The organism is Shewanella polaris (assembly GCF_006385555.1).
Lineage (GTDB): Bacteria > Pseudomonadota > Gammaproteobacteria > Enterobacterales > Shewanellaceae > Shewanella > Shewanella polaris.
In genome coordinates this window covers 4,329,391-4,354,499 of sequence record NZ_CP041036.1, presented here as the reverse complement: position 1 = coordinate 4,354,499, position 25,109 = coordinate 4,329,391, and the positions used below count along the sequence as shown (strand labels likewise).

General features: G+C 41.8%; 14 protein-coding genes. 7 read left to right on the top strand and 7 right to left on the bottom strand.

Annotated elements, in window-relative coordinates:
- The first annotated feature begins 11 nt into the window (after nucleotides 1-11).
- From aceE to FH971_RS18925, 5 genes are all read left to right on the top strand, one after another.
- Entirely contained in the window at nucleotides 12-2,678 is a 2,667-nt protein-coding gene (gene aceE, locus FH971_RS18945; protein ID WP_140235336.1) for a pyruvate dehydrogenase (acetyl-transferring), homodimeric type, read from the top strand.
- Nucleotides 2,679-2,689: 11 nt separating this feature from the next.
- Nucleotides 2,690-4,699 (top strand): pyruvate dehydrogenase complex dihydrolipoyllysine-residue acetyltransferase, encoded by a 2,010-nt coding sequence (gene aceF / locus FH971_RS18940; RefSeq protein ID WP_140235335.1) that lies wholly within the window; start codon nucleotides 2,690-2,692, stop codon nucleotides 4,697-4,699.
- Nucleotides 4,700-4,871: 172 nt separating this feature from the next.
- On the top strand, nucleotides 4,872-6,302 hold the full coding sequence (gene lpdA / locus FH971_RS18935; protein ID WP_137224716.1) for a dihydrolipoyl dehydrogenase: 1,431 nt from the start codon (nucleotides 4,872-4,874) through the stop codon (nucleotides 6,300-6,302).
- 328 nt (nucleotides 6,303-6,630) lie between these two features.
- Entirely contained in the window at nucleotides 6,631-11,106 is a 4,476-nt protein-coding gene (locus tag FH971_RS18930) for an EAL domain-containing protein (protein ID WP_140235334.1), read from the top strand.
- 97 nt (nucleotides 11,107-11,203) lie between these two features.
- Nucleotides 11,204-13,468: a patatin-like phospholipase family protein gene (locus tag FH971_RS18925; RefSeq protein WP_140235333.1), complete on the top strand. Its 2,265-nt coding sequence runs from the start codon at nucleotides 11,204-11,206 to the stop codon at nucleotides 13,466-13,468.
- 151 nt (nucleotides 13,469-13,619) lie between these two features.
- Here FH971_RS18925 and hxpB read toward each other — a convergent pair whose 3' ends face one another.
- Nucleotides 13,620-14,291 carry a hexitol phosphatase HxpB gene (hxpB, locus tag FH971_RS18920; protein WP_140235649.1) on the bottom strand — a complete coding sequence of 224 codons (672 nt, stop codon included), beginning with the start codon at nucleotides 14,289-14,291 and terminating at the stop codon, nucleotides 13,620-13,622.
- A gap of 403 nt (nucleotides 14,292-14,694) precedes the next feature.
- On the opposite strand from hxpB, the gene acnB reads away from it, so the two are divergent.
- Together acnB and FH971_RS18910 are read left to right on the top strand one after the other, a co-directional pair.
- Nucleotides 14,695-17,292, top strand: coding sequence for a bifunctional aconitate hydratase 2/2-methylisocitrate dehydratase (gene acnB, locus FH971_RS18915; protein ID WP_140235332.1), 2,598 nt, complete (start codon nucleotides 14,695-14,697; stop codon nucleotides 17,290-17,292).
- Between the two features lie 865 nt (nucleotides 17,293-18,157).
- Nucleotides 18,158-19,165, top strand: a complete 1,008-nt coding sequence (locus tag FH971_RS18910; protein WP_140235331.1) for a DUF4238 domain-containing protein — start codon at nucleotides 18,158-18,160, stop codon at nucleotides 19,163-19,165.
- A gap of 565 nt (nucleotides 19,166-19,730) precedes the next feature.
- Here the strand turns inward: FH971_RS18910 and FH971_RS18905 are convergent.
- The 6 genes from FH971_RS18905 to argS form a co-directional block, all read right to left on the bottom strand.
- Nucleotides 19,731-19,925 carry a hypothetical protein gene (locus FH971_RS18905; protein ID WP_140235330.1) on the bottom strand — a complete coding sequence of 65 codons (195 nt, stop codon included), beginning with the start codon at nucleotides 19,923-19,925 and terminating at the stop codon, nucleotides 19,731-19,733.
- A gap of 126 nt (nucleotides 19,926-20,051) precedes the next feature.
- Nucleotides 20,052-20,438, bottom strand: a complete 387-nt coding sequence (locus tag FH971_RS18900) for a gamma-butyrobetaine hydroxylase family protein (protein WP_137224730.1) — start codon at nucleotides 20,436-20,438, stop codon at nucleotides 20,052-20,054.
- Nucleotides 20,439-20,582: 144 nt separating this feature from the next.
- Nucleotides 20,583-21,908, bottom strand: coding sequence for an HslU--HslV peptidase ATPase subunit (gene hslU, locus FH971_RS18895; RefSeq protein WP_140235329.1), 1,326 nt, complete (start codon nucleotides 21,906-21,908; stop codon nucleotides 20,583-20,585).
- A 25-nt stretch (nucleotides 21,909-21,933) separates the two neighbouring features.
- Nucleotides 21,934-22,458 (bottom strand): ATP-dependent protease subunit HslV, encoded by a 525-nt coding sequence (gene hslV, locus FH971_RS18890; protein ID WP_140235328.1) that lies wholly within the window; start codon nucleotides 22,456-22,458, stop codon nucleotides 21,934-21,936.
- Between the two features lie 170 nt (nucleotides 22,459-22,628).
- Nucleotides 22,629-23,228: an SPOR domain-containing protein gene (locus FH971_RS18885; protein WP_140235327.1), complete on the bottom strand. Its 600-nt coding sequence runs from the start codon at nucleotides 23,226-23,228 to the stop codon at nucleotides 22,629-22,631.
- A 2-nt stretch (nucleotides 23,229-23,230) separates the two neighbouring features.
- Complete coding sequence (gene argS / locus FH971_RS18880; RefSeq protein ID WP_140235326.1) at nucleotides 23,231-24,976, bottom strand: arginine--tRNA ligase; 1,746 nt, start codon at nucleotides 24,974-24,976, stop codon at nucleotides 23,231-23,233.
- Between the last annotated feature and the right edge of the window lie 133 nt (nucleotides 24,977-25,109).

The window sequence follows — 25,109 nt, the reverse complement described above, 5'->3', positions numbered from 1 at the left end:
AGGACTGCGAGATGTCTGAAGATATGCTTCAAGATTTAGACCCACTAGAAACCCATGAATGGGTTGATGCTTTGCAAGCTGTGTTAGAGCATGAAGGGCCTGAACGTGCACATTTTTTACTCGAAAAATTAATTGATAAAGCACGTCGTAATGGTACTCACTTACCTTACAATGCCACTACTGCCTATTTAAATACTATTCCAGCAGGCCAAGAGCCTAATATGCCTGGTAACCAAGAAATGGAACGTCGTATTCGTGCGATTATCCGTTGGAATGCCTTGGCAATGGTATTACGTGGTTCTAAGAAAGATTTAGAGCTTGGTGGTCATATATCCAGTTTTGCTTCTAGCGCGACAATTTATGATGTGTGTTTTAACCACTTCTTCCGTGCACCAAATGAGCAAGATGGTGGTGACTTGGTGTATTTTCAAGGTCATATCGCACCGGGTATTTATGCGCGTTCTTTCCTTGAAGGGCGTATTACTGAAGAACAAATGGCTAACTTCCGTCAAGAAGTCGATGGCAAAGGCTTGTCTTCTTACCCGCATCCTAAATTAATGCCAAGCTATTGGCAGTTCCCGACGGTATCGATGGGTCTAGGTCCTATTCAAGCCATTTACCAAGCACGTTATTTAAAGTATTTAACTGACCGTGGTTTAAAAGATTGTTCTAAGCAAACTGTTTACTGTTTCTTAGGTGACGGTGAGTGTGATGAGCCAGAAGCTTTGGGGGCAATTGGCTTAGCTGCGCGCGAAGAATTAGATAATTTAGTGTTTATCGTTAACTGTAACTTACAGCGCTTAGATGGTCCTGTTCGTGGTAACGGTAAGATTATCCAAGAGCTTGAAGGCGAATTCCGCGGCGCAGGTTGGGAAGTGGTTAAAGTCATTTGGGGTCGTTATTGGGATCCATTATTGGCGCGTGATACCAGCGGTAAGTTATTACAGTTAATGGAAGAAACCGTAGACGGTGAATACCAAAACTGTAAAGCTAAAGGCGGTGCATGGACTCGTGAGCATTTCTTTGGTAAATATCCTGAAACCGCAGAAATGGTGGCTAATATGTCAGATGATGACATTTGGCGTTTAAACCGTGGTGGCCATGATCCTGTAAAAGTTTACGCTGCACTTGAACATGCACAGAAAACCAAAGGTCGTCCAACGGTTATTCTTGCTAAAACCGTTAAAGGTTATGGTTTAGGTGATGCGGGTGAAGGTAAAAACATTGCTCATAACGTGAAAAAAATGGGCATTGAGGCTATCCAACACTTCCGTAACCGTTTCAATATTCCGATCCCTGATGACAAGTTAGAAGATTTGCCTTTCTATCATCCCGGTCCTGACTCTGAAGAAGTTAAATACCTGAAGAGCCGCCGTGAAGCGTTATTAGGTTATTTACCGCAGCGTCGTGAAAAGTTCACTGAAGAGTTAGATATTCCTTCATTGAAAATTTTCGATTCGATTTTGAAAGGTTCTAATGGCCGTGAAATTTCGTCAACAATGGCGTTTGTGCGCGTATTAACCGCATTGTTAAAAGACAAAGGCATTGGCAAACGCATTGTGCCAATTATTCCTGATGAAGCGCGTACTTTTGGTATGGAAGGCTTATTCCGTCAAGTAGGTATTTACGCTCACGAAGGCCAAAAATACGTACCACAAGATTCTGATCAAGTGGCGTACTACCGTGAAGCTAAAACTGGTCAGGTTTTACAAGAAGGTATTAACGAATTAGGCGCAATGTCATCTTGGGTGTCAGCGGCAACCAGTTACTCAGTCAACGACATGCCAACGATTCCGTTTTACATCTACTATTCTATGTTCGGTTTCCAACGTATCGGCGATATGGCATGGGCTGCTGGCGACATGCGCGCACGTGGTTTCTTGGTGGGCGGTACTTCTGGCCGTACAACATTGAACGGCGAAGGTTTACAGCATCAAGATGGTCACAGCCACGTATTGGCTAACACTATTCCAAACTGTATTTCTTATGACCCTACTTACGGTTATGAAATTGCGGTAGTTGTACAAGACGGTATTCGTCGTATGTATGGCGAAAACCAAGAAGATATCTTCTACTACTTAACCACAATGAACGAAAACTACGTTCAGCCAGAAATGCCAGCCGGTGCTGAAGAAGGTATTGTAAAAGGTATTTACAAGCTTGAATCAGTTGCTGGTAGCGGTAAAGGCAAAGTGCAATTAATGGGTTGCGGTACGATTCTTGAAGAAGTTCGTAAAGCCGCGCAAGCATTAGCCAAAGACTTTGGCGTAACTGCAGACGTATTCAGTGTGACCAGTTTTAATGAGCTAACTCGTGATGGTCAAGCTGCTGAGCGTTGGAACATGTTGCATCCTACAGCAAAACCTAAGCAAGCATATATTAGCCAAGTATTATCTGCAGATGCGCCAGCGATTGTGGCGACTGACTACATGAAGATATACGGTGAGCAATTACGTGCATTCGTGCCAACTGACTATAAAGTGCTAGGTACAGATGGTTTTGGTCGTAGCGATAGCCGCGCAAACTTACGTCATCATTTTGAAGTTGATGCCAAGTTTATTGTCATTGCGGCGTTGAAGTCACTTGTTGACCGTAATGAAATGCCAGTGGATGTGTTGACTAAAACCATCGCTGAATATGGCATTGATGCTGACAAGATCAACCCACAGCTCGCGTAAGGGGATACAAAATGGCTGAATTAAAAGAAGTTTTGGTTCCTAATATCGATACTGATGCTGTACAAGTTATTGAAATTTGTGCTGCAGTGGGTGATTTTCTTGAGAAAGAAGCGTCAATCATTACAGTTGAAAGTGATAAGGCAACCATGGACATTCCAGCACCTTTTGCTGGTACCTTGGCAGAATTAAAAATTGCTGTGGGTGATACAGTGTCAGAAGGCACGTTAATTGCGATGATGAGTGTTGCTGTTGCCGCGCCTGCCAAAGCAGACGTTGCAGCACCAGCGCCTAAAGCTGAAGCGCCAGTCGCACAAGCTGCGGCTCCTGCACCAGTGACGCCTGTTGCCGCACCAAGTGCTGGTGCCTCTGAAGTGATTGAAGTGAAAGTGCCAGATATTGGCGGTGATACAGATGTGTCTGTCATCGAAGTGTTGGTTGCTGTAGGTGATAGCATTGATGTTGATACAGGTTTAATTACCTTAGAAACAGACAAAGCCACCATGGACGTACCGTCACCTAAAGCGGGTGTGGTTAAATCAGTGAAAGTGGCCGTTGGCGACAAAGTATCTGAAGGTTCATTAGTTATTACGCTAGAAGTTGCTGGTTCTGAACCAGTAGCACCAGCAGTGTCAGCGCCACAAGCAACAGCACCGGAAGCTCAAGCCGCTGCACCTCAGGCTGCGGCTCCTGTTTCTCAAGCAATGGCAGCCGTAACAACAAGCCAAGTACAAGAAATTCATGTACCTGATATTGGCGACGCTAATGATGTCGATGTTATTGAAGTGCTGGTTGCTGTTGGTGATGAAATCACCGCAGATCAAGGTTTAATTACCCTTGAAACTGACAAAGCGACCATGGAAGTACCAGCACCATTTGCTGGTAAGTTAGTGTCGTTAACGGTTAACGTGGGCGATAAAGTGTCTCAAGGTAGCTTAATTGCGACTATTGAAACGACTAGTGCCGCACCTGCTCAAGCTGCTCCTGTTCAAACTGAGTCTGCTCCAGTAGCGCCTGCACCAACAATAGCTGCCAGTCGTCCATCGACTCCGCCGGTACCGTATCACCCTAGTGCTGCGGCACCTAAGTCTACCGGAGTTGCTTACGCATCGCCTTCTGTGCGCCGTTTAGCGCGTGAATTTGGCGTGGATTTAACCAAGGTTACTGGTACTGGACGTAAAGCGCGGATTTTGAAAGAAGACGTGCAAGCATTTGTGAAATATGAGTTGTCACGCCCTAAAGCGACAGCTGCTACGGCGGTTGCTGGTGGTGCAGGTGGCTTAAGTGTGATTGCTGCTCCTAAAGTTGATTTCAGTAAGTTTGGTGAAGTGGAAGAAGTACCACTAAGTCGTATCCAGAAAATTTCTGGACCTAACTTACATCGTAACTGGGTAACGATTCCGCATGTTACCCAGTTCGACGAAGCTGATATTACTGAGATGGAAGCCTTCCGTAAGCAGCAAAATGAGCTTGCAGCGAAGAAGAAAGCAGATTACAAAATCACGCCTCTGGTGTTTATGATGAAAGCTGTCGCGAAAGCATTGGCTGAGTTCCCTGTGTTTAACTCAAGCTTAAGCAGTGATGGTGAGTCGCTGATTCAGAAGAAGTACTTCCACATTGGTGTGGCTGTTGATACGCCTAATGGCCTAATGGTTCCGGTTGTACGTGACGTTGATAAAAAAGGCATTGTTGAATTGTCGCGTGAATTAACTGACATTTCGATCCGTGCTCGTGACGGCAAGTTAAAGTCGGCTGATATGCAAGGCAGCTGTTTTACGATTTCAAGTTTAGGTGGCATTGGCGGTACGGCATTTACGCCGATTGTTAATTACCCTGATGTGGCGATTTTAGGTGTGTCTAAATCTGAAATTAAGCCTAAGTGGAATGGCAAAGAGTTTGAGCCTAAATTAATGTTGCCATTGTCATTATCATACGACCATCGTGTGATTGATGGTGCAATGGCCGCACGCTTTAGTGTGACATTGTCAGCCATCTTATCTGACATTCGTACCATGATATTGTAAACAAATATGGCCGCTCTAATAGAGTGGCCTTTTTTATGTCGATGATTATCACTAATGTTTGATTGTGATCGTTATCAAACAAAGGGTAAAATGCGGTCAGCTATCACAATCTGACCACATTGATTGTTGAATCGGTTTTGTTCGCCAACATATGCAAAGAATAGAGGAAAACATGAGTAACGAAATTAAAACTCAGGTAGTTGTATTAGGATCAGGCCCTGCAGGCTATTCAGCAGCATTCCGTGCAGCTGATTTAGGTTTAGATGCCATTATCGTTGAACGTTTTAGCACCCTAGGTGGTGTATGTTTGAACGTAGGTTGTATCCCATCTAAAGCATTACTACACATTGCTAAAGTGATTGAAGAAGCTAAATCAGCTGCGAGTCACGGTGTAGTATTTGGTGAGCCAACAATCGATTTAGAAAAATTACGCGGTTTTAAAGACAAAGTTGTTGGTCAGTTAACGGGCGGATTAGGCGGAATGTCTAAAATGCGTAAAGTTAACGTGGTTAACGGTTTTGGTAAGTTCACTGGCCCTAATAGCCTAGAAGTGACTGCTGAAGACGGTACTGTTACCGTGGTTCAGTTTGAGCAAGCTATTATCGCGGCAGGATCTCGTCCAATTAAACTGCCATTTATTCCGCATGACGATCCACGTATTTGGGATTCGACTGACGCACTTGAATTGAAAGAAGTACCAGGCAAGTTATTGGTAATGGGCGGCGGTATTATTGGCCTAGAAATGGGTACTGTGTATTCATCTTTAGGCAGTGAAATTGACGTGGTTGAAATGTTCGACCAAGTTATCCCTGCTGCAGATAAAGACGTTGTTCGCGTATTCACTAAACAAATTAAGAAGAAGTTTAACCTTATTCTTGAAACTAAAGTGACAGCTGTTGAAGCTAAAGAAGACGGTATCTATGTCACAATGGAAGGCAAGAAAGCACCTGCTGAACCCGTTCGTTACGATGCCGTATTAGTGGCAATTGGTCGCTCACCTAATGGTAAGTTAATTGCTGCTGAAAAAGCCGGTGTAAATGTTGATGAGCGTGGCTTTATCAATGTAGACAAACAATTACGTACCAATGTGCCACACATTTACGCAATTGGTGACATCGTTGGTCAACCAATGTTAGCTCACAAAGGTGTGCATGAAGGTCACGTAGCGGCTGAAGTGATTGCAGGTATGAAGCATTACTTTGACCCTAAAGTGATTCCATCGATTGCTTATACTGATCCAGAAGTAGCATGGGTTGGTCTAACTGAGAAAGAAGCCAAAGAGCAAGGTATTGCTTTTGAAACGTCTACTTTCCCTTGGGCTGCTAGCGGCCGTGCAATTGCATCAGATTGCAGTGAAGGTATGACCAAGTTAATATTCGACAAAGAGACTCATCGTATTATCGGTGGTGCGGTTGTTGGTGTTAACGGTGGTGAATTATTAGGTGAAATTGGCCTAGCGATTGAAATGGGTTGTGATGCTGAAGACTTAGCATTAACGATTCATGCTCACCCAACCTTACATGAATCAGTTGGTTTAGCAGCTGAAATGTATGAAGGTTCAATTACTGATTTACCTAACCCTAAAGCGGTTAAGAAGAAGTAATTTACGCGGTCGATATAGCGATAAACAAGCACTCCATTTTGGGGTGCTTTTTTTTTGTCTGTAGTTTGATTTATAGACTAGTGTTATAGATGAGTATTACTTTCACTAGCGAATAATGTTAAAACATTAATAATGTTTATAAAATTACTCGAGAATACCCTAAAAATGATTTGTTAATTGTTATTTTTTTGTGTGTGAATGATTATACTGTGACTTCTCTTTACTGGGGTATGAAACCACTGTATTGGTTAGTGTCGGTGTTATTGTGTTTATCAGTAAGTCATGGCAATTAGTAAACATATTATCTTTTGAGGTCTAGGCTTAATTTATGAATAGAGCGGTAATCTATTGGTTCATCTGTATGGGGTTTTATCTGCTCGCTGCTATACCTGCTAATGCAGGGGATGTAGTACAGCGGGTATTTACTGCGCGAGATGGATTAGCCAATGCCAGTATTCAAGATATTAGCTTTGATCATTATGGTTTTGTTTGGCTCGCTACTCAACAAGGTCTGTATCGGGTTAGCAATAGCAAAGTAAGACGTATTGATAAAGTCGGTTTTGATTCGGTTCTTGATGATGAATTTATTACTACAGTGGTTAATTCGGGCCAAGATCATTTGCTTGTTGGCAGCAATACCTCGCTATATTTATACAGTATTTTAGATAATCACTTTAGTTTATTGCTTAAGCCTAAAGATAATGACGTCACTAATATCAACACCAGTATTCGTGTAGTGGCAACTCAGCGTCAGCTCGATGGGCGATTACTTATATTAGCCTATTCGGGACAAGTCTATTATTTTGATGATGTTTCTCAACAATTGTCTTTATCTGCAAGCCACTCATTAGATCATCAATTGCCTTGGCGCAACGCGTTAGAATTACACTCATCTCAATATCTATTTTCAACCGATCATTTATTGGAACTTCATCAGGCCGATGGGGCGTTTATTGGCGCATTTCCATGGACAGATAAAAATGGTTCGATTAGGGAATTGTTCCAAGATAAACAGCATCGAATATGGATGTTGACTTCTAAAGGATTATTTAGCGTTGATGTAGAGAATTTACGTTTACAACCCGTGACGAATATCCCTTATTACGTCGATCAGATGGAACAAGACCTTGATGGCAACTTGTGGATATCGAGTCGGACAGGGCTTATTTTTTGGAATCCATCTACTGATAAATTTACGATTTATCATGATGAACTTAAACAAGGTGCCAATATTGATTATATTCACGATATGGCGGTTGATGCCGATGGTCTGTTGTGGGTTGGTGGCTCTGGTGATGGTCTTGCGGTCATTGCTGGTAAACCTAAGTTTTTAGTTGAAGATTACTCTAAAGCACCACCTTATCAACTGGATAATGAAATGGTGTGGTCAATATACAGTGAAGGGGATCAGCTGTGGATGGGTACCGATGGTGGTTTGTCTGTGGTCGATACTCAACACCAAACGTCAACAATGATCACTCCACCAGGGTTTGAGCTTAATGACAGTATTTACCGAATTGAATCCCTAGATAAAGAGAATATCGTACTAGCCTCATCAAGCGGGCTTTATGTGGTGAATAAAATCACCAATGCCAGTTCTAATTTTGCTGACTGGAGTGGTGGTAAGGAGTCACTGAAAGATAAAGTGGTCATTGGTATTTATCATGATGACTTTTATCGCGATGTGATTTGGTTTGGAACTAATCAGGGATTGTATTATTGGAAAGAGGGTAATTCAGAACTACAGCTACAAGAATTATCCAATGGCGAACAGTCACTCACAAATACATTGTATAAAGCCATATTGAGAGACGATGCCGATCGTTTATGGCTCAGTGGCAGTAAACATTTTGGCTATTTAACCGCGGCGGGTGAATACGTTTCAAAATTGGAGGTGTTTTCTGACTTTACTAACCTCCCTACGATGAATAGTTTTATGCAAGTGGCACCAGACATTATGTGGTTGGGCACTTCCCAGCATGGTATTTATCAATTCAATACTAAAACCGATGACATTATTTCACTTGATCAACAATGGAAGATCGATTGTAAAGTGGTGTTCTTCCTTCAAGATACAGCTACTGACCACATTGTAGGCTGTGCTAATGCCATCATTAAAGTAAATAAAAAGTCCGGTGAAGTCAGTTCATTTAGCCATCAAGATGGATTAATTTCCGACGAATTTAATGAATCGGCAAAGTTTTATGATCCTAACAAAGGCTTTTTCATTGGCACGCCAGATGGGGCAATGTTAATCAATCTCGATGAATTAGCGTCTCGCACAATCAGTGACAAAGTCATACTCGAATCAGTGTCGGTGTTTTACGAAAATAATACCGCAGTTTATTTAATTCCAAGCCAGCTCACTCAAGTCGAGCCGGGCGCTAGCTTAATTAGTTTTCAAATCGCATTACTCGATTATCTTGATGATAAACCGATGGCCATACAGTACCGACTCGCTAAGGATGATAATGCGGCAGGAAACTACGTGTTATTAGAAGGCCAGTCGCAAATTAATATTACAGGGTTAAGTGCGGGAGCGTATGTACTTGAACTCTTGTATAAAAGAAATGGTGTTTGGTCGAGTGAACCATTCCAATATCAATTTGCCGTAAAGCAGCTTTGGTGGCGCACTCAGCAATTTGAAGTAGCCTTCATTTTTAGTATTTTGTTAATTGTTTCTATTATGTTGTTGTTTAGGCAGCGACAAGTGCATCGCTTTAAACAAATTAACCATGCATTAGTTGAAAGTGATGAGCGCTTACATCAAGCCTTAAAAGGCAGCGATTCTGATTTATGGGAGTGGTATGATTCTACTCAAATGTTGTCGCTAGATAACCAGAGTGGTGTGTTAGGACCAGAGCATAATATTAGTGTCAAACTAGACGATATACCCATACACGTAGACGATGTTGATCGGATGCAATCTGTCTGGAAAGACCTTATAACAGGTCAAGAAGAAATGATTGATGCCGAGTACCGATATCGCAATCAGTATGATCATCAATGGCATTGGCTACGGATTAAAGGCAGAGCGATTAAATTTGATCCCAGTAGTGGTCGCGTGACCCATGCGGCAGGTATGTATACTGATATATCGCAACAACGTGAGCTGGAAAGCGAAGTCAATTTGTTAGCTCAGGCTTTTGAAAATACCTCCGAAGGTATGTTGATATTAGATGCTAATAAAAATATTAAAATTAGTAATGCTGCGGCAAATTTAATTTTAGCTTCTAAAAGGAGTGATTTAGCAGGTAAACATTTTGCCGATTTGGTGTATGCAACCCCAGAGCCGTTCGATATGGAGGACGTGTTCGATAAAGAGCATTTTTGGACCGGAGAATGCGAGTTTAACTGTATTGATGGTAGCCGTTGTCCTGTTTGGGTAAACGTATCGACAATGCTCAATGCTAATGGTGCTGCATTACATTATGTGGTGGTTTTTTCTGATATCACCGAACGTAAGCACAATGAGTTGCACTTACGTCGTTTGGCTAACAGCGATACGTTAACTGGTTTAGCTAATAGGGCGATGTTTTCTCGTCGACTGGGCGAAGCAATTGAAACCGCTAAAAAGCACAAAGAAACCTTAGCACTACTTTTTCTAGATCTTGATCGCTTTAAACATGTTAATGATTCATACGGCCATAGTATGGGCGATGCATTATTAGTTGAAGCTGCTAATCGGCTTCAGTCTTGCTTGTCAGAAAAGCATTTATTATGCCGTTTTGGTGGTGATGAATTTGTGCTTTTGCTGCGTGACGCAAACGATGTCGACAGCATTAATCACATAGCGACACAATTACTAAAACAAATCGAAATGCCATTCAAACTGTATGGTAGAGAGTTTTTTATCTCGACCAGTATCGGGATTAGCATTTGGTCTGACGATGATCAAACCCCTGAAACCCTAATTAAAAATGCTGATTTAGCCATGTATCATGCTAAAGAAGAAGGCCGTGGTAATTTTCAATATTACTCCGCTGAGCGTAACGCAGAAGCCTTATATCATTTGCGCTTAGAAGCTGATTTGCACCGAGCAGTACAATGCAACGAATTTGAATTGTACTATCAACCTCAAATTGATGTTCAGCAACAAAATCGCTTAGTCGGCGTAGAAGCATTAATTCGTTGGCAACATCCAAAAGATGGCATGGTTAACCCCGATGTATTTATTGGCATTGCAGAATCGTGCGGCCTAATTGTTGAGATCGATCGCTGGGTGTTAACTCAAGCTTGTATCGATGGCGCTTACTGGCATCAACAGTATCAAAGTGAGATAAAAGTATCAGTTAATGTATCTGCTATGCACTTTAGACAGACTGATTTTATCGACTTTTTGACTGCGACATTGCATCAAACTGGCATGCCCGCTCATTGCTTGTCGATGGAAATTACTGAAGGTGTATTGATGAAAGAGATTGATATTGCCAGTCAGCATTTGCTCGCTTTGAAGCAGTTAGGTATTGATGTTGCCATAGATGATTTTGGGACTGGTTACTCCTCTCTTGCTTATTTACGCTCATTCCAAGTTAATGTCCTAAAAGTTGATCGCTGCTTTTTAATCCATATTGATACTAACAAAGCAGATCAAGCTATCTTGAGCAGTATTATTGAATTAGCACGAAATTTATCCCTTGAAGTGATTGCAGAAGGGGTTGAGTCGGAACAGCAATTGAATCAAGTTGTTCAGCGAGGATGTCATATTATTCAGGGTTATTATTTCGCTAAGCCTATGCCCAAAAACGAGATTGAACATAAAATAAAACAACAAATGTTGATTGATATGTCACGCGATGTTTAACGATACTGATTGTAATATTGTTGGTGCCATTCACTAGTATAGGTATTGGTTAAATTTTGTTAGAATGAGTCGTTTTTACTTACTTTCGGAATGATTTATGCAACAAATTTTGCGCCTTAACTTGTTTACTTGGTTTTTGGCTAGCTGTATTTGCTTTAGCTTGGTAGTACAACCTGTACATGCGGCTAAAAAAACGGCTAAAGAAAGACCTACCATTGGCTTAGTGCTCAGTGGTGGTGGTGCAAAAGGTGCTGCACATATCGGTGTGTTGAAAGTATTGGAAAAGTATCATATCCCAGTAGATTATATCGCTGGAACCAGTATTGGTGCATACGTCGCCGGTATGTATGCGCTGGGCTATAACGCGGATCAAATTGAAGAATTAATGCTTAATGGCCAATGGTCAAAAGGTTATTCCGATACCATTCCTCGTGACAAATTAAGTTACCGAGACAAGCAACAGCGAGACCAATTTAATATCCCTCTTACGGTTGGCTACAACGATAATCGCTTAACGTCGCCAAGCGGATTGTTGCGTGGCCAAAGCATGTCGCAGTTACTACGTCATTCAACGGGATTAGTTGAACAGTTTGGCGACTTTGATGAGTTGGCTATTCCTTATCGGGCTGTAGCAACTGACTTAGCAACCAGCGAAGCTGTGGTATTATCAAGCGGCAGTATAGTACAAGCAATGCAAGCCTCAGCCACTGTACCAGGAGCATTGCAACCAGCATTGATTAATGGTCGTTTACTCGTTGATGGCGGGATTGCTAACAATATGCCTATTGATGTAGTGAAAGCCATGGGCGCAGATATTATTATTGCAGTTGATATTGGTTCTGCATTGACTAAACAAGAAAACTTAGACAGTACCATTGCTGTGCTAGAACAACTTTCTACTATTTTGACTCAAGCCAGTACCGCCCGCCAAAAAACCTTACTGACGTCTGGCGATATTTTAATTCGTCCAGCCATTGATAGCTTAAGTACTACCGATTTTTCAATCATGCCATTAGCACTTAAATTAGGTGAAGATGCCGCCATATTAGAGTTGGTGAAGTTAGAGCCGCTTGGGATTAGTGAACACGATTATTTGGCTTACCAAGCGAGTAAATTACAACAAAGTTTATTGTGGGTAGATCCTCTTAAAAAACCCATTTATAAAATCGCCTTCGATAACCAGTCAAAAGTCAGTGAGAAATTATTGCGAGATCGCTTAGGGATTGTCGAAGGGGTTGCACTCAGTAAAGATGAATTAGATTCCGCCCTTAATCGAGTGTATTCGCTGAATAAATTTGAACGTGTCGATGCCGAATTTGAAGATGTTGAACAAGGCCGAATTTTAACGATTACCACCAAAGCAAAATCATGGGGTCCGAATTATTTCCAAGCAGGTTTTAACTGGGAAGATGACTTCACTCTCGATTCCGCGATTACATTAAGTCTAGCGTATACCATGACCGACTTAACTGAAAATGGCGGAGAGTGGCGTAACGAATTAGAACTAGGGTTTAAAAAATTAGTCGCGACGGAATTTTATCAACCATTAGATCGTGATCAAACATTTTATAGCCTAGCGAGATTCCAATATGAAATGAAAGATTGGGATTTGTTTAATCAAGATGGCAGTTATGTTGAGCTCGAACATAATGTGGCTCAAATTGTTTTAGGCACGGGTTATAATTTTAATTCAGATGGCATTATCGAACTAGGCTTTATTGCTGAAGATGGGCGAGTCAGCAGTGAGTTTGGTTCGGTTGATTCACTTAGTTATCATTCTACGGGTGGTTATTTTAAAATTGCCTATGACAATTTAAACAGTATTAGTTTCCCAACAGAAGGAAATCGAATTACCTTTGTCAGTTATTTTCGAGATGAATCATATAGCGGGTTAAGTAATCTTGATACAACCTTTAGTGACGATCTCGCTTGGCAATTTGAGGCGGATTGGAAGGGGGCATTAAAACTCGGCAACCATGCCATTGTGGGCAAAATGGAGTTGGCTACTGTTGAAAATGATGGTGACTTTACCTTACACGTTGCCGATTTAGGTGGGTTCTTAAACTTGTCTGGTTATCGTAAAGATACCCTAGCAGGCGCCCATAAAGTATTTGGCGCAGTGATTTATCAATATGATCTTGGCCGTGACGTATTGATCACCGATTTACCTTTGTATTTAGGCACAAGCCTTGAAGCTGGTAATGTGTGGTTTGATCGTGATGATGTGGATTTAGATGATTTGATTTTTGCCAGCAGTTTGTATTTAGGTACTGATACTGACTGGGGCCCTGCGGCATTAGGGTTTGGTTTTACTGACAGCGGTGAAACAGCATTCTATTTATTTGTTGGTAAAAACTTTTAGGCAGTCTATCTAAGCCAAAAGCCCAGAGGCTTACAAGCTAAAAAGCCTAGTGGCTAGAGCGCTTCGCTTCTAGAAGCTATACAAGCTAAAAACTAGGACGCTGCAGAGGTTATTAAATCTTAGCAGCGAAACTGTCCCAGCGATCTAGAACCTAGCAGGACGCAGTCCGCTCTAGCAGCGCGGGTAGTAATCCTGCATGAGCAAGTTGATTATGCGCAATAATCCATTTGGGCTGATTAACGGTATGAGGTGCAGGAATCGCCACGGTTTGCATACTGGCTGCTCGTGCGGCAATTAAACCATTAAAGGAGTCTTCAATAGCGATGCATTGACTCGGTGGCACGCCAAGCCCTTTAGCACAATTCAAATATACCTCTGGATGTGGTTTGCCATACTCTAGATTTTCAGCAGATTCAATCGCATCAAAATAATGGCCTATGGCCAGTTTATGCAGCACAGCTTCAATAATTAATGACGACGAAGATGTTGCTAACCCTATTTTAAGCCCTAAACGTTTACAGGCGTCTAGCGACTCAATGACACCTCGCATCGGTTCACCATTGGCATTGATTTGGGCGATAACTTCATTAACAATTTTATTTGCCGTGACTGTGTTGTCGTAATTCGGCCAAGGAAAACGTTGGTACCAATAGCTAACTACATGATCAATGCGCAAGCCAGTAGTTTGTTCTATTTCTTCGAGGCTAAGATTTAACCCAAAACTATTTAGTACAGTTTGCTCGGCTAACTGCCAAGCGGGTTCGGAATCAATTAATACTCCATCCATATCAAAAATAACGGCTTTTATTTGGGTCGACACAATACTGGCTCCATAAACGGTATAACCTTTAGCGTTAATTATTACTTTGTTGCTGATGAGACACAATCAAAACACACTTTTTTAAAAAATATTTCATTTAAAAAAGTGGATATTTCATTGTGTATAGTTTAATCAGTGGGTGTTGCGTAAGTTAATGTATTTAAGTGTTTTTTAGGCTGTTTCAAACTATTGTCTAATTTTAATTTATTTAACTTCCCGCTAAATTGATTGTTAGGTTGATAAATCGCGTTGATTTCATACCGCTAATAGTGTGAGCTGATTCATACTTTTATAAAGCTGTAGTATACTGGTGGTCGGATTTCAAGCCCGAACCAGTGGAATTATCAGCGTAATCATAATGACGTTGAGTTTCGCCGTTAGGCGTCAAACAAAGAGGAATGTTGCCGTGCTAAAAGCATATCGTAAACACGTCGCAGAACGTGCTGCAGAGGGTGTAGTCCCTAAGCCATTAAATGCACAACAAGTGGCTGAACTGGTTAAGTTATTTGAAACACCACCAGCAGGTGAAGAGGCATTCATCCTCGACTTGCTCGAAAATCGTATTCCACCAGGAGTAGATGAAGCTGCCTATGTAAAAGCCGCTTTCCTTGATGCTGTAGCTAAAGGCACAGTGTCATCTCCAATATTAAGCACAGAACACGCTGTTAAACTGCTTGGCACTATGCAAGGCGGTTACAACATTGAGCCGTTAATTGACCAACTAGACAATGCTAAATTGGCACCTTTAGCCGTTACAGCACTGTCTAATACCTTGTTGATGTTTGATTCATACCACGATGTTGTTGAAAAAATGCAAGCGGGTAATGATTTTGCTAAGCAAGTGGTTGATGCTTGGGCCAATGCAGATTGGTTCTTAAATCGTCCAAAATTGACTGACAAAGTTACATTAACTGTTTTCAAAGTGTCTGGTGAAACCAACACTGATGATTTGTCTCCTGCGCCAGATGCATGGTCTCGTCCAGATATTCCACTACACGCATTAGCAATGTTAAAAAATGCGCGTGACGGTATTGTGCCTGATGAATCAGGTGTTGTGGGTCCAATCAAAGAAATCGAAGCGTTAAAAGGTAAAGGTCATCCTTTAGTTTACGTCGGTGATGTTGTCGGTACGGGTTCTTCACGTAAATCTGCCACTAACTCAGTGTTATGGTTTATGGGTGATGACATTCCTTTTGTTCCTAACAAGCGTGCTGGTGGCTTCTGTCTAGGTAACAAAATTGCGCCTATTTTCTTCAACACCATGGAAGATGCAGGTGCATTACCGATCGAACTAAACGTTGATAAAATGGATACCGGTGATGTTATCGATATCTACCCTTATGAAGGTGTTGTTAAACGTGGTGGCACTGATGAAGTCATCTCTACGTTCGAATTAAAAACTGAAGTATTGTTAGATGAAGTTCGTGCTGGTGGTCGTATTCCGTTGATCATTGGTCGTGGCCTTACTGACCGTGCGCGTGAAACCTTAGGTCTTGAAGCATCGAAAGTATTCGTTCGTCCACAAGATATCGCCGCTTCTGATAAAGGTTTTACTTTAGCTCAGAAAATGGTTGGTAAAGCATGTGGCGTATCTGGTGTTCGTCCTGGTCAATACTGCGAACCTAAGATGACTTCTGTTGGTTCACAAGACACTACCGGCCCTATGACACGTGATGAGTTAAAAGACTTAGCATGTTTAGGCTTTAGTGCTGATTTAACCATGCAGTCATTCTGTCACACCGCGGCTTATCCAAAGCCTGTTGATGTTACGACTCACCACACACTACCGGATTTCATTATGAATCGTGGTGGTGTTGCTTTACGTCCAGGTGACGGGGTTATTCACTCGTGGTTAAACCGTATGTTATTACCAGATACCGTAGGTACTGGTGGTGATTCACATACTCGTTTCCCTATTGGTATTTCATTTCCAGCCGGTTCTGGTTTAGTGGCATTTGCTGCTGCAACAGGTGTTATGCCTCTTGATATGCCTGAGTCAGTGCTAGTGCGCTTTAAAGGCGAAATGCAACCTGGTATTACCTTACGTGATTTAGTCCATGCTATCCCATTAAAAGCAATTGAAATGGGTCTGCTAACGGTTGAGAAAAAAGGCAAAATCAACGCTTTCTCTGGCCGCGTATTAGAAATCGAAGGTCTTGAAAAACTTAAAGTTGAACAAGCATTTGAATTATCTGATGCATCTGCTGAGCGTTCAGCGGCAGGTTGTAGCATTAAGCTAGACAAAGAGCCTATCATCGAATATCTAACCTCTAACATCGTGATGTTAAAGTGGATGATTGCAGAAGGTTATGGCGATCGTCGTACGATTGAACGTCGTATTAAAGCGATGGAAGAATGGATTGCTAACCCAGAGTTGATGAAAGCTGATAAAGATGCAGAATATGCTGAAATTATCGAAATCGACTTAAACGACATCAAAGAGCCAATCCTTTGTGCACCAAACGATCCTGATGATGCAGTATTATTATCAAGCGTTGCACAAACTAAGATTGACGAAGTGTTTGTTGGTTCTTGTATGACAAACATCGGTCACTTCCGTGCGACCGGTAAGATGTTAGAAAAGTTTGCTACAACATTACCGACTCGTTTATGGATTGCACCACCAACTAAGATGGACCGCGATCAATTAACGGAAGAAGGTTACTACGCTATCTTCGGTCGTGTTGGTGCTCGTATTGAGATCCCTGGTTGTTCTCTATGTATGGGTAACCAAGCACGTGTTGCAGAAGGTGCTACTGTAGTATCAACTTCTACACGTAACTTCCCTAACCGTTTAGGTACTGGTGCAAACGTCTACTTAGCATCAGCTGAGTTAGCAGCAGTAGCAGCGCTATTGGGTCGTTTACCTTCAGTTGAAGAGTATCAAAACTACGCTAAAGAATTAGATGCAACTGCAGCTGATACTTACCGTTACTTGAACTTCGACCAAATCGATTCTTACACTAAGAAAGCCGACAGCGTGATTTTCCAAGCCGCGCTTTAAGCTTAAATGAGTTAACAATTGATCAAAAATGCCAGCAGAAATGCTGGCATTTTTATTTGGTTAAATTATGTAGTTGGTAACTTATTTTTAGACAAAAGTGTATTTAAGATATGGCCTGCGGCCACTAACGTCGTGGCGCTTCACCCACACCAGACCAAGAGGAAACCAACGGCTGTTCCCTCTTTACTCTTTATAAAATAATTGGCCCAGCCGCCCCGCAACATTTTCCCGATTGACTTAAACAACAGCGCGAAAACGTCGCCATGGGGATTGATCCAGCTTTTAACTTCGTTTGTAATCGACTTCGGCCCATCTTGATGTAAAGAGTGAAAATGCTAACGCTTCCGATGGTACATCCTGTACCGCGAAAGCTAGCGGGCTCTGATAGGCAGGATGCCTGAATGCCTTGAAGCACATGGATGTGCGAGAAAGGCCATGGCCAGCTCACGCTATTCTTTTATAGAGAGTCTTCAACGGCCTCAAGTTCAGAGTTGAATTTAGGCTTTTTAAAGCAGTGACTAGCTCGTTTTTGGACACTCCTGTGTTATAAATTTTACTAATTTAGAACAATATAAATTAATTGAGGTGCGGTAAAACGCAGAAGTATCTAGTGCTCTATGGAAAGCCCAAGCGCTTAAACTTTCATGTTAATTGGCTATAGAGTGTCTTTGGGTGAGTTTTAGTGATAGTTAAATAAGTGGATTTCTTCCAACAATTCATGTCAGATAAATACTTGTGATTTCAAATACCTCGAAATCAACCAAAACGTTATAATGCTCCGCATTTATCAAAACCTCATCTCTACTAAGTCGGAGCTTTTCTGTATCTATAATGATTTTTGTTACACTAGTGCAACGGAGGGCGTATGGCTGAAACCGACAAAAAATGTTTAGAAGCAAAGAAAAACCATCATCATGTATGGGCTAACTATATGAAGCGATGGTCGCCTGATAACAAACAGGTTTATTACACGACTAAGAAGAATAACGATATTCGCTTCGATAGTGTCAAAAACATTGCTGTTGAACGTGATTTTTATCAAGTAAAACCACTTACGCCTGAACATGTGCAAATAATCAAAAGATGGTCGTCAAAAAGCCATAAAGACCTACACGAACTGCACATGTCTTATCTAAGTGATTACCTAGCAATGCAATGCTTGGAATCGCTGTATAAACAAGGCGGTAAAAAAGATGAAATCGCTGATAAGATGATTGAAGCCTGGAAGTGCAACGGTGTTGAAAACTATCACACAGCTCACGAAAATGAAGTTCAAGAAACTCTAGAGGCGCTTGCAAATCGAAATTTATCGGTACTTGATAAAGACGATAATATGATTAAGTTCATGCAATTCTATGGTCAACAAATTGCGAGAACTAAAAACTTCAAAGATACGATAAGCAACACAGCAGCCAATCATATTAAGACGTTAACGTTAGAGTGTTGGTGGTTCATTAGTTACATGTTCGGTATGAACTTAGGTCGATCACTTTACTTAGACAGAAAAGACGACATTCATTGCCTGCTGCTCAATGACACAGATACACCGTTCATTACTTCTGACCAGCCCATTGTTAATGTTCATCAAGCATTAACCAACGAGATTAAACCACCAAAAGATCATGAATGTGATTTCTACTATCCGATATCACCAAATGTTGCTTACATGATAAACAAATCAAATCGTTTTCCACGCGGCAAGGTTCAAGTGTCAGTTGATGTTGTAGAAGAAATGAATATCAAGATAGCCAAACGTGCGAATTTTCATATCATTGGCAACCGTGAGGAGTCGCTTAAGCCTTATAAGAAGTTTGTTGGTTCAAATCTCAAGGCTGTTAAAACAGTCCATACAACACCGTACTTGCATGAGTAAAAGTAAGTCAAATAATGAAACAGGAAATTCGGCGCTCTCAAAGGCTAACAAGGAACGGGGCATAAATGAGTTAAAGACTTTACTTTCAAAGGGTGTGATTCAACTCTGGACTTGAGGCCGTTGAAGAAAATAGCGTGAGCCTGACAGGACGTCAGGCTAGCTTTCGCGGTACAGGTCGTTCTTTGGCATCCTGCCATCACGACATTCGTGAATCCATTCACATCAGATGTACCATCGGAAGCGTTAGCATTTTCACTCTTTACATCAAGATGGGCCGAAGCCGATTACAAACGACGTTAAAAGCTAGATAAATCCCCATGGCGACCTTTTCGCTGTTTGAAAATGTTGCGGGGCGGCTGGGAGTTCTAAGAGGGAACAGCCGTTGGTTTCCTCTTAGTCTGGTGTGGGCGAAGCGCCACGACGTTAGTGGCCGTAGGCCATTGTTAAAAAAGAATGAATATTAAATATTCATCGATAATTAACCATACCCATCATTCAAAAATGCCAGCAACATAGCTGGCATTTATAGTAGAGTCATTTAACGCTTTCAAATAATGACCATATCCTATTTAAGAACGTTATCAACATTAACGACGCGATATACATCTGGTTTAACAACGATCACTTTAGTTACTGCAGTCTTATTCGTCAGAGCTTTTGCATGTCCTTGGTGAAATAGTGGAGCGCAAGCACTCAAGCTTATCATTGCGAATCCCACCAATAGCATTTTGATCACCGGAAGTTGAATTGACTTTTTCATACACACCTCGGTACAAGTGAAGGTTACTACTTAATATAATCTTCTCAATGTCAATTGCCGATCGTGATGCGTAAAGTTATGCAAATATGGTGTTGAAATGAACGTCTATCGTTAAAAAGTAACGAATTATGAATACTTAATATTCATATCAATCAACGCTTCTCTTGAACCCTTTTCCGCACGCAATCTTGCTAAATACTGTTGCCATAATTCAGCCTGATTACTGCACAAGTTATAAAGCACTTGCCAAGAATACAAGCCTGTATCATGGCCATCATCAAAGGTGATTTTTACCGCGTAGTGGCCGACAGGTTCGAGTGCTTTAATATTAACGGCTTTCTTATGAGTCACTAATATTGGGTCGCCATGACGCTGTACTTCTGCAGAGGGCGAGAACACCCGCAGCATTTCACAACTAATGTTGTAAGTCTGGTCGTTGTCGAAAGTCACTTCGAGTAACTTAGATTGGCGTTTAAGTTTAACGCCAGTCACGTTAGGTGTTGCTTGTGTCATTGGATCACCTATAAAAAAAGGATTAACGCTAAATCGCAGATTATCATCATACGCGCGTTAATCCCATTTTTGTTATACCAGTTCGTGATATCCGCTGGCGATTTCTAATGGTCATTTATCTGACATAAATGGCCATTGAATCGATTATAAAATAAAGCGACTTAGATCTTCATCTTGTACCAAGGTATCTAGATGGTCGTTGACATAATCTGCGTCAATTATATAAGTTGAACCTGATTTTTCAGAAGCATCATAGGAAATATCTTCCATTAATTTTTCCATCACGGTATGCAACCGGCGAGCACCAATATTTTCAGTACGCTCGTTCACTTGCCATGCGGCTTCTGCAATGCGATCAATACCCGACTCAGTAAACTCTATAGTCACACCTTCAGTGTTCATTAGTGCAATACTCTGCTCAGTGAGTGAGGCAAATGGCTCTGTGAGAATACGTTTAAAATCAGCAGCGGTAAGAGCGTCTAATTCCACTCGAATAGGTAAACGACCTTGTAGCTCTGGAATTAAATCAGACGGTTTAGACATCTGGAATGCACCAGAAGCAATAAATAGAATATGGTCGGTTTTCACCATGCCGTGTTTAGTGGTTACGGTACAGCCTTCCACTAATGGCAGTAAGTCACGTTGTACTCCTTCGCGAGATACATCGGGGCCTGAGCTTTCACCGCGTTTACAAATTTTGTCTATTTCATCTAAAAACACAATGCCATTTTGCTCAACGAGTTCGATAGCTTGTTCTTTTAAGTCTTCTTGATTGACTAATTTTGCCGCTTCATCTTCAACTAACTGCTTATAAGCATCTTTAATTTTAAGCTTTTTACGCTTAGACGTGCTCTGACCTAGATTTTGAAATAAACCTTGTAGCTGATTGGTCATTTCTTCCATGCCTGGAGGCGACATAATTTCTACGCCAATCTGAGGCGCCGCAACGTCGATTTCGATTTCTTTATCGTCTAACTGGCCTTCACGCAATTTTTTACGGAAAACCTGACGGGTGGTTGAGTCGTCTTTTTTGTCGGTTTCCCAGTCATCTTTTGGTTTTGGCAATAAGGCATCTAAAATGCGTTCTTCTGCCATTTCTTCGGCACGATGACGGCACTTTTTCATTTGCTGTTCGCGGGTCATTTTTACCGCTGACTCGGTCAAATCTCGGATGATTTGTTCAACTTCTTTGCCCACATAACCGACTTCAGTAAATTTGGTGGCTTCGACTTTAATAAAGGGGGCGTTAGCTAATTTTGCTAAACGACGCGCTATTTCAGTTTTACCTACACCAGTAGGACCAATCATGAGAATGTTTTTTGGGGTGACTTCATGACGAAGCTCGGGCGCTAATTGCATCCGACGCCAGCGATTTCGAAGCGCGACGGCAACTGAGCGTTTGGCATTTTGTTGGCCGATGATATGAGAATCTAGTTCGTGAACAATTTCACGAGGTGTCATTTCAGACATAACGGTTCCTTTCTTTACGCTCGAATTAGTAGTCTAACTTTTCGATAGTTTTAAATTGGTTGGTAAACACACAAATATCGCCAGCAATCGTTAATGATTTTTCGGCAATCTCTTCTGCGCTTAATTCTGTATTTTGCAGTAATGCTAAAGCTGATGCATGGGCATAGTTTCCGCCAGAACCAATCGCAATTAAGTCATGTTCTGGTTCAACCACGTCACCATTACCGGTAACAATTAATGATGTTTCAGGGTCAGCAACGACCAGCATAGCTTCGAGCTTACGTAGCATTTTGTCGGTACGCCAATCTTTGGCAAGTTCTACGGCAGATTTTAATAGATGGCCTTGATGCATTTCGAGCTTGGCTTCAAAAAGCTCAAAAAGAGTAAATGCATCGGCGGTACCGCCAGCAAAACCAGCTAATACTTTGTTGTGGTAAAGGCGACGCACTTTACGCGCATTACCTTTCATTACGGTATTGCCTAAAGACACTTGGCCATCACCAGCGATGACAACTTGATTATTACGACGTACAGATACGATAGTAGTCACGGTAAATCCTCTTAACTAATACATCAACGGGGTCATTAGGGTGAATGCAATTGTTGATTGTTAAAAAGGATATGGGGTCAAAATGGCAGATATCAAGCGATGCTTAATAAAAAGCCCTGTTCAAAAGAACAGGGCGATGTGATTTATGCATTACGACTATAATAGGTTGTTTATTCCCATAACCAAATGAGACAACCATTTAAACCTGCGCTCTGCATTTTATGACGATTGGTTTCGGCTTCACGCTTGTTTGGGTATGGCCCCAACACCACGCGATACCATACGCCATTGGTTCCTTCACTGCGACGCACTTGCGCCTCTGCACCTTGGAAGGCAATTCTGGCTTTCATTTCATTTGCTTGTGATTCTTGCCTAAATGAGCCACATTGCATTTGATAGATGCCGCTAGACACTACGCCAGACTGAGGCACGTCGACTTCAACTTGCATATTTTCAAGTTCTTTTAAATAAGTCCATTCTTCCTGCGGTTTCGGTGGTAATGCATTTGGATCTTTCTTTACGGTTTTTTTCGGTGCTTCAGCGACCACAGCTTGTGTTGTTTTCTTCTTTGGTTGTTGAACTGGTTCCGTTGTGGCTGATGAGTCTGAGCTGCCATTAATGGACCATAAAAAATAGCCGAAACCGATGATCAATGTGAGTACCCCAAAAACAGCCAAATATGGAAAAGAGCGCTTAGGTGCTTTTTTCCGTTGTGGCGCGCGGGCTTTAGTACCCGAACGAGGTTTGCGATTTGCGTAGTCACGACTCATGATTACATCCGCTCTAGGGTTTCAATGCCGAGTAGCGACAAACCCGTTTTCAACGTTTTAGCTGTAAGTTGCGATAGCAACAAACGGCTTTGCTTTTGCGCTTCGGTTTCGGCAGCAAGCACGGGGCATGCTTCATAGAAGCTTGAAAATTCACTAGCAAGTTCATAAAGGTAACCACACAACACATGAGGCAAGCCTTTATCTGTCATACGGGTTAATACTTCACCAAATTGTGCCAGCTTTGTGCCTAAGTCTTTTTCTTTTTCATGTTCGAGCACTATCTTAGCTTGGCTAAGATCAATATCTGCTGCGCGTTTGAAAATACCTGCCACGCGGGTGTAGGCGTAAAGTAAGTAAGGTGCAGTATTACCTTCAAAACTCAACATCTGTTCAAAACTGAAAATATAATCACTGGTTCGGTTTTTAGATAGATCGGCATACTTAACAGAGCTGATGCCGACTACGCGAGCGATTTCAGTGAGTGTTTCTTGGTCCATATCTGGGTTTTTACTGCGAACCAGTTCAAGTGCGCGAACATCGGCTTCGTCAAGTAAATCAACTAATTTAACCACACCGCCTGAACGGGTTTTAAATGGACGACCATCTTCACCATTCATGGTGCCAAAGCCAGTGTGCTCCAGCAACATTTCAGGGCGAACAAATTTAGCCAATTTGGCAAGGCTAAACACTTGTTGGAAGTGTAAGGCTTGACGTAAATCGACAAAGTACATGGCGCGATCGGCTTTTAATACGTTTGAGCGGTAACGCATGGCGGCAAGATCTGACGTTGCATATAAGTAGCCACCATCCGCTTTTTGAATGATAACCGGTAGAGGCTCACCTTCTTTGGTGCGATATGCTTCTTGGAATACCACTTTAGCGCCATTGCTTTCACTTAACAGACCTTGGGCGTCTAAATCTTTAACCACTTGAGCTAGGTCGGCATTGTAGGCGCTTTCTCCGTGAACATCTGCGCGGGTTAAGCTAACCCCTAAACGCTTATATACATCATGACAATGGCTTAAGGAGATGTCGTTAAATTCACGCCATAATTTATTACAGTATTCATCACCTGATTGAAGCGCGACGACTAACTGACGGGCACGCGTGGCGAATTCGGCCGATTCGTCAAAACGTACTTTAGCCGCACGATAAAAACTCTCTAGGTCAGACAATTCCATCTTGGCTTGTTCGCCATTGGCAGCACGTAACTCTTCCATTAACGCCAATAGCATACCAAATTGAGTACCCCAGTCGCCTACGTGGTTTTGACGAATGACGTTATGGCCTAAAAACTCAAGTGCGCGCACTACGCTGTCACCAATAATGGTTGAGCGTAAATGGCCTACGTGCATTTCTTTGGCTAAGTTTGGCGAAGAATAATCGACAACGATGGTTTGCTTAGTGGGTAATACCACACCTAAATGGTCATCGTTAAGCGCTTGTTGTAGCTGGTTAGCTAGCGCATTGTCATCGATAAAGAAGTTAATAAAACCTGGACCGGCAATTTCAACTTTGGCCACATAAGATGATGCAGGTAAGGTGTCGATGATCAGTTGTGCTAATTCGCGCGGGTTCTTTTTCGCTACTTTGGTCAGCATCATTGCAAGGTTAGTCGCTAAGTCACCATGACTTTTATCTTTAGTGCGATCGACCTGAATGCGAGCTTGAAAATCAGCCGGCACAATTCCTTGTTGTTTGAAGGATTCGATGGTTTGTTCTAGTAAAGATTCAATATGTGATTTCATGGGCGTTTGCTTGCACTAATTCGTTAAATGAATGACATGACGGAACCGCATATTTTAGCCGTTTATGGGGGGTAATTGCTATCTGCTTTAACGGAAATATTGGTTTTTTATGCTGAATATTAATCTAAGTGAA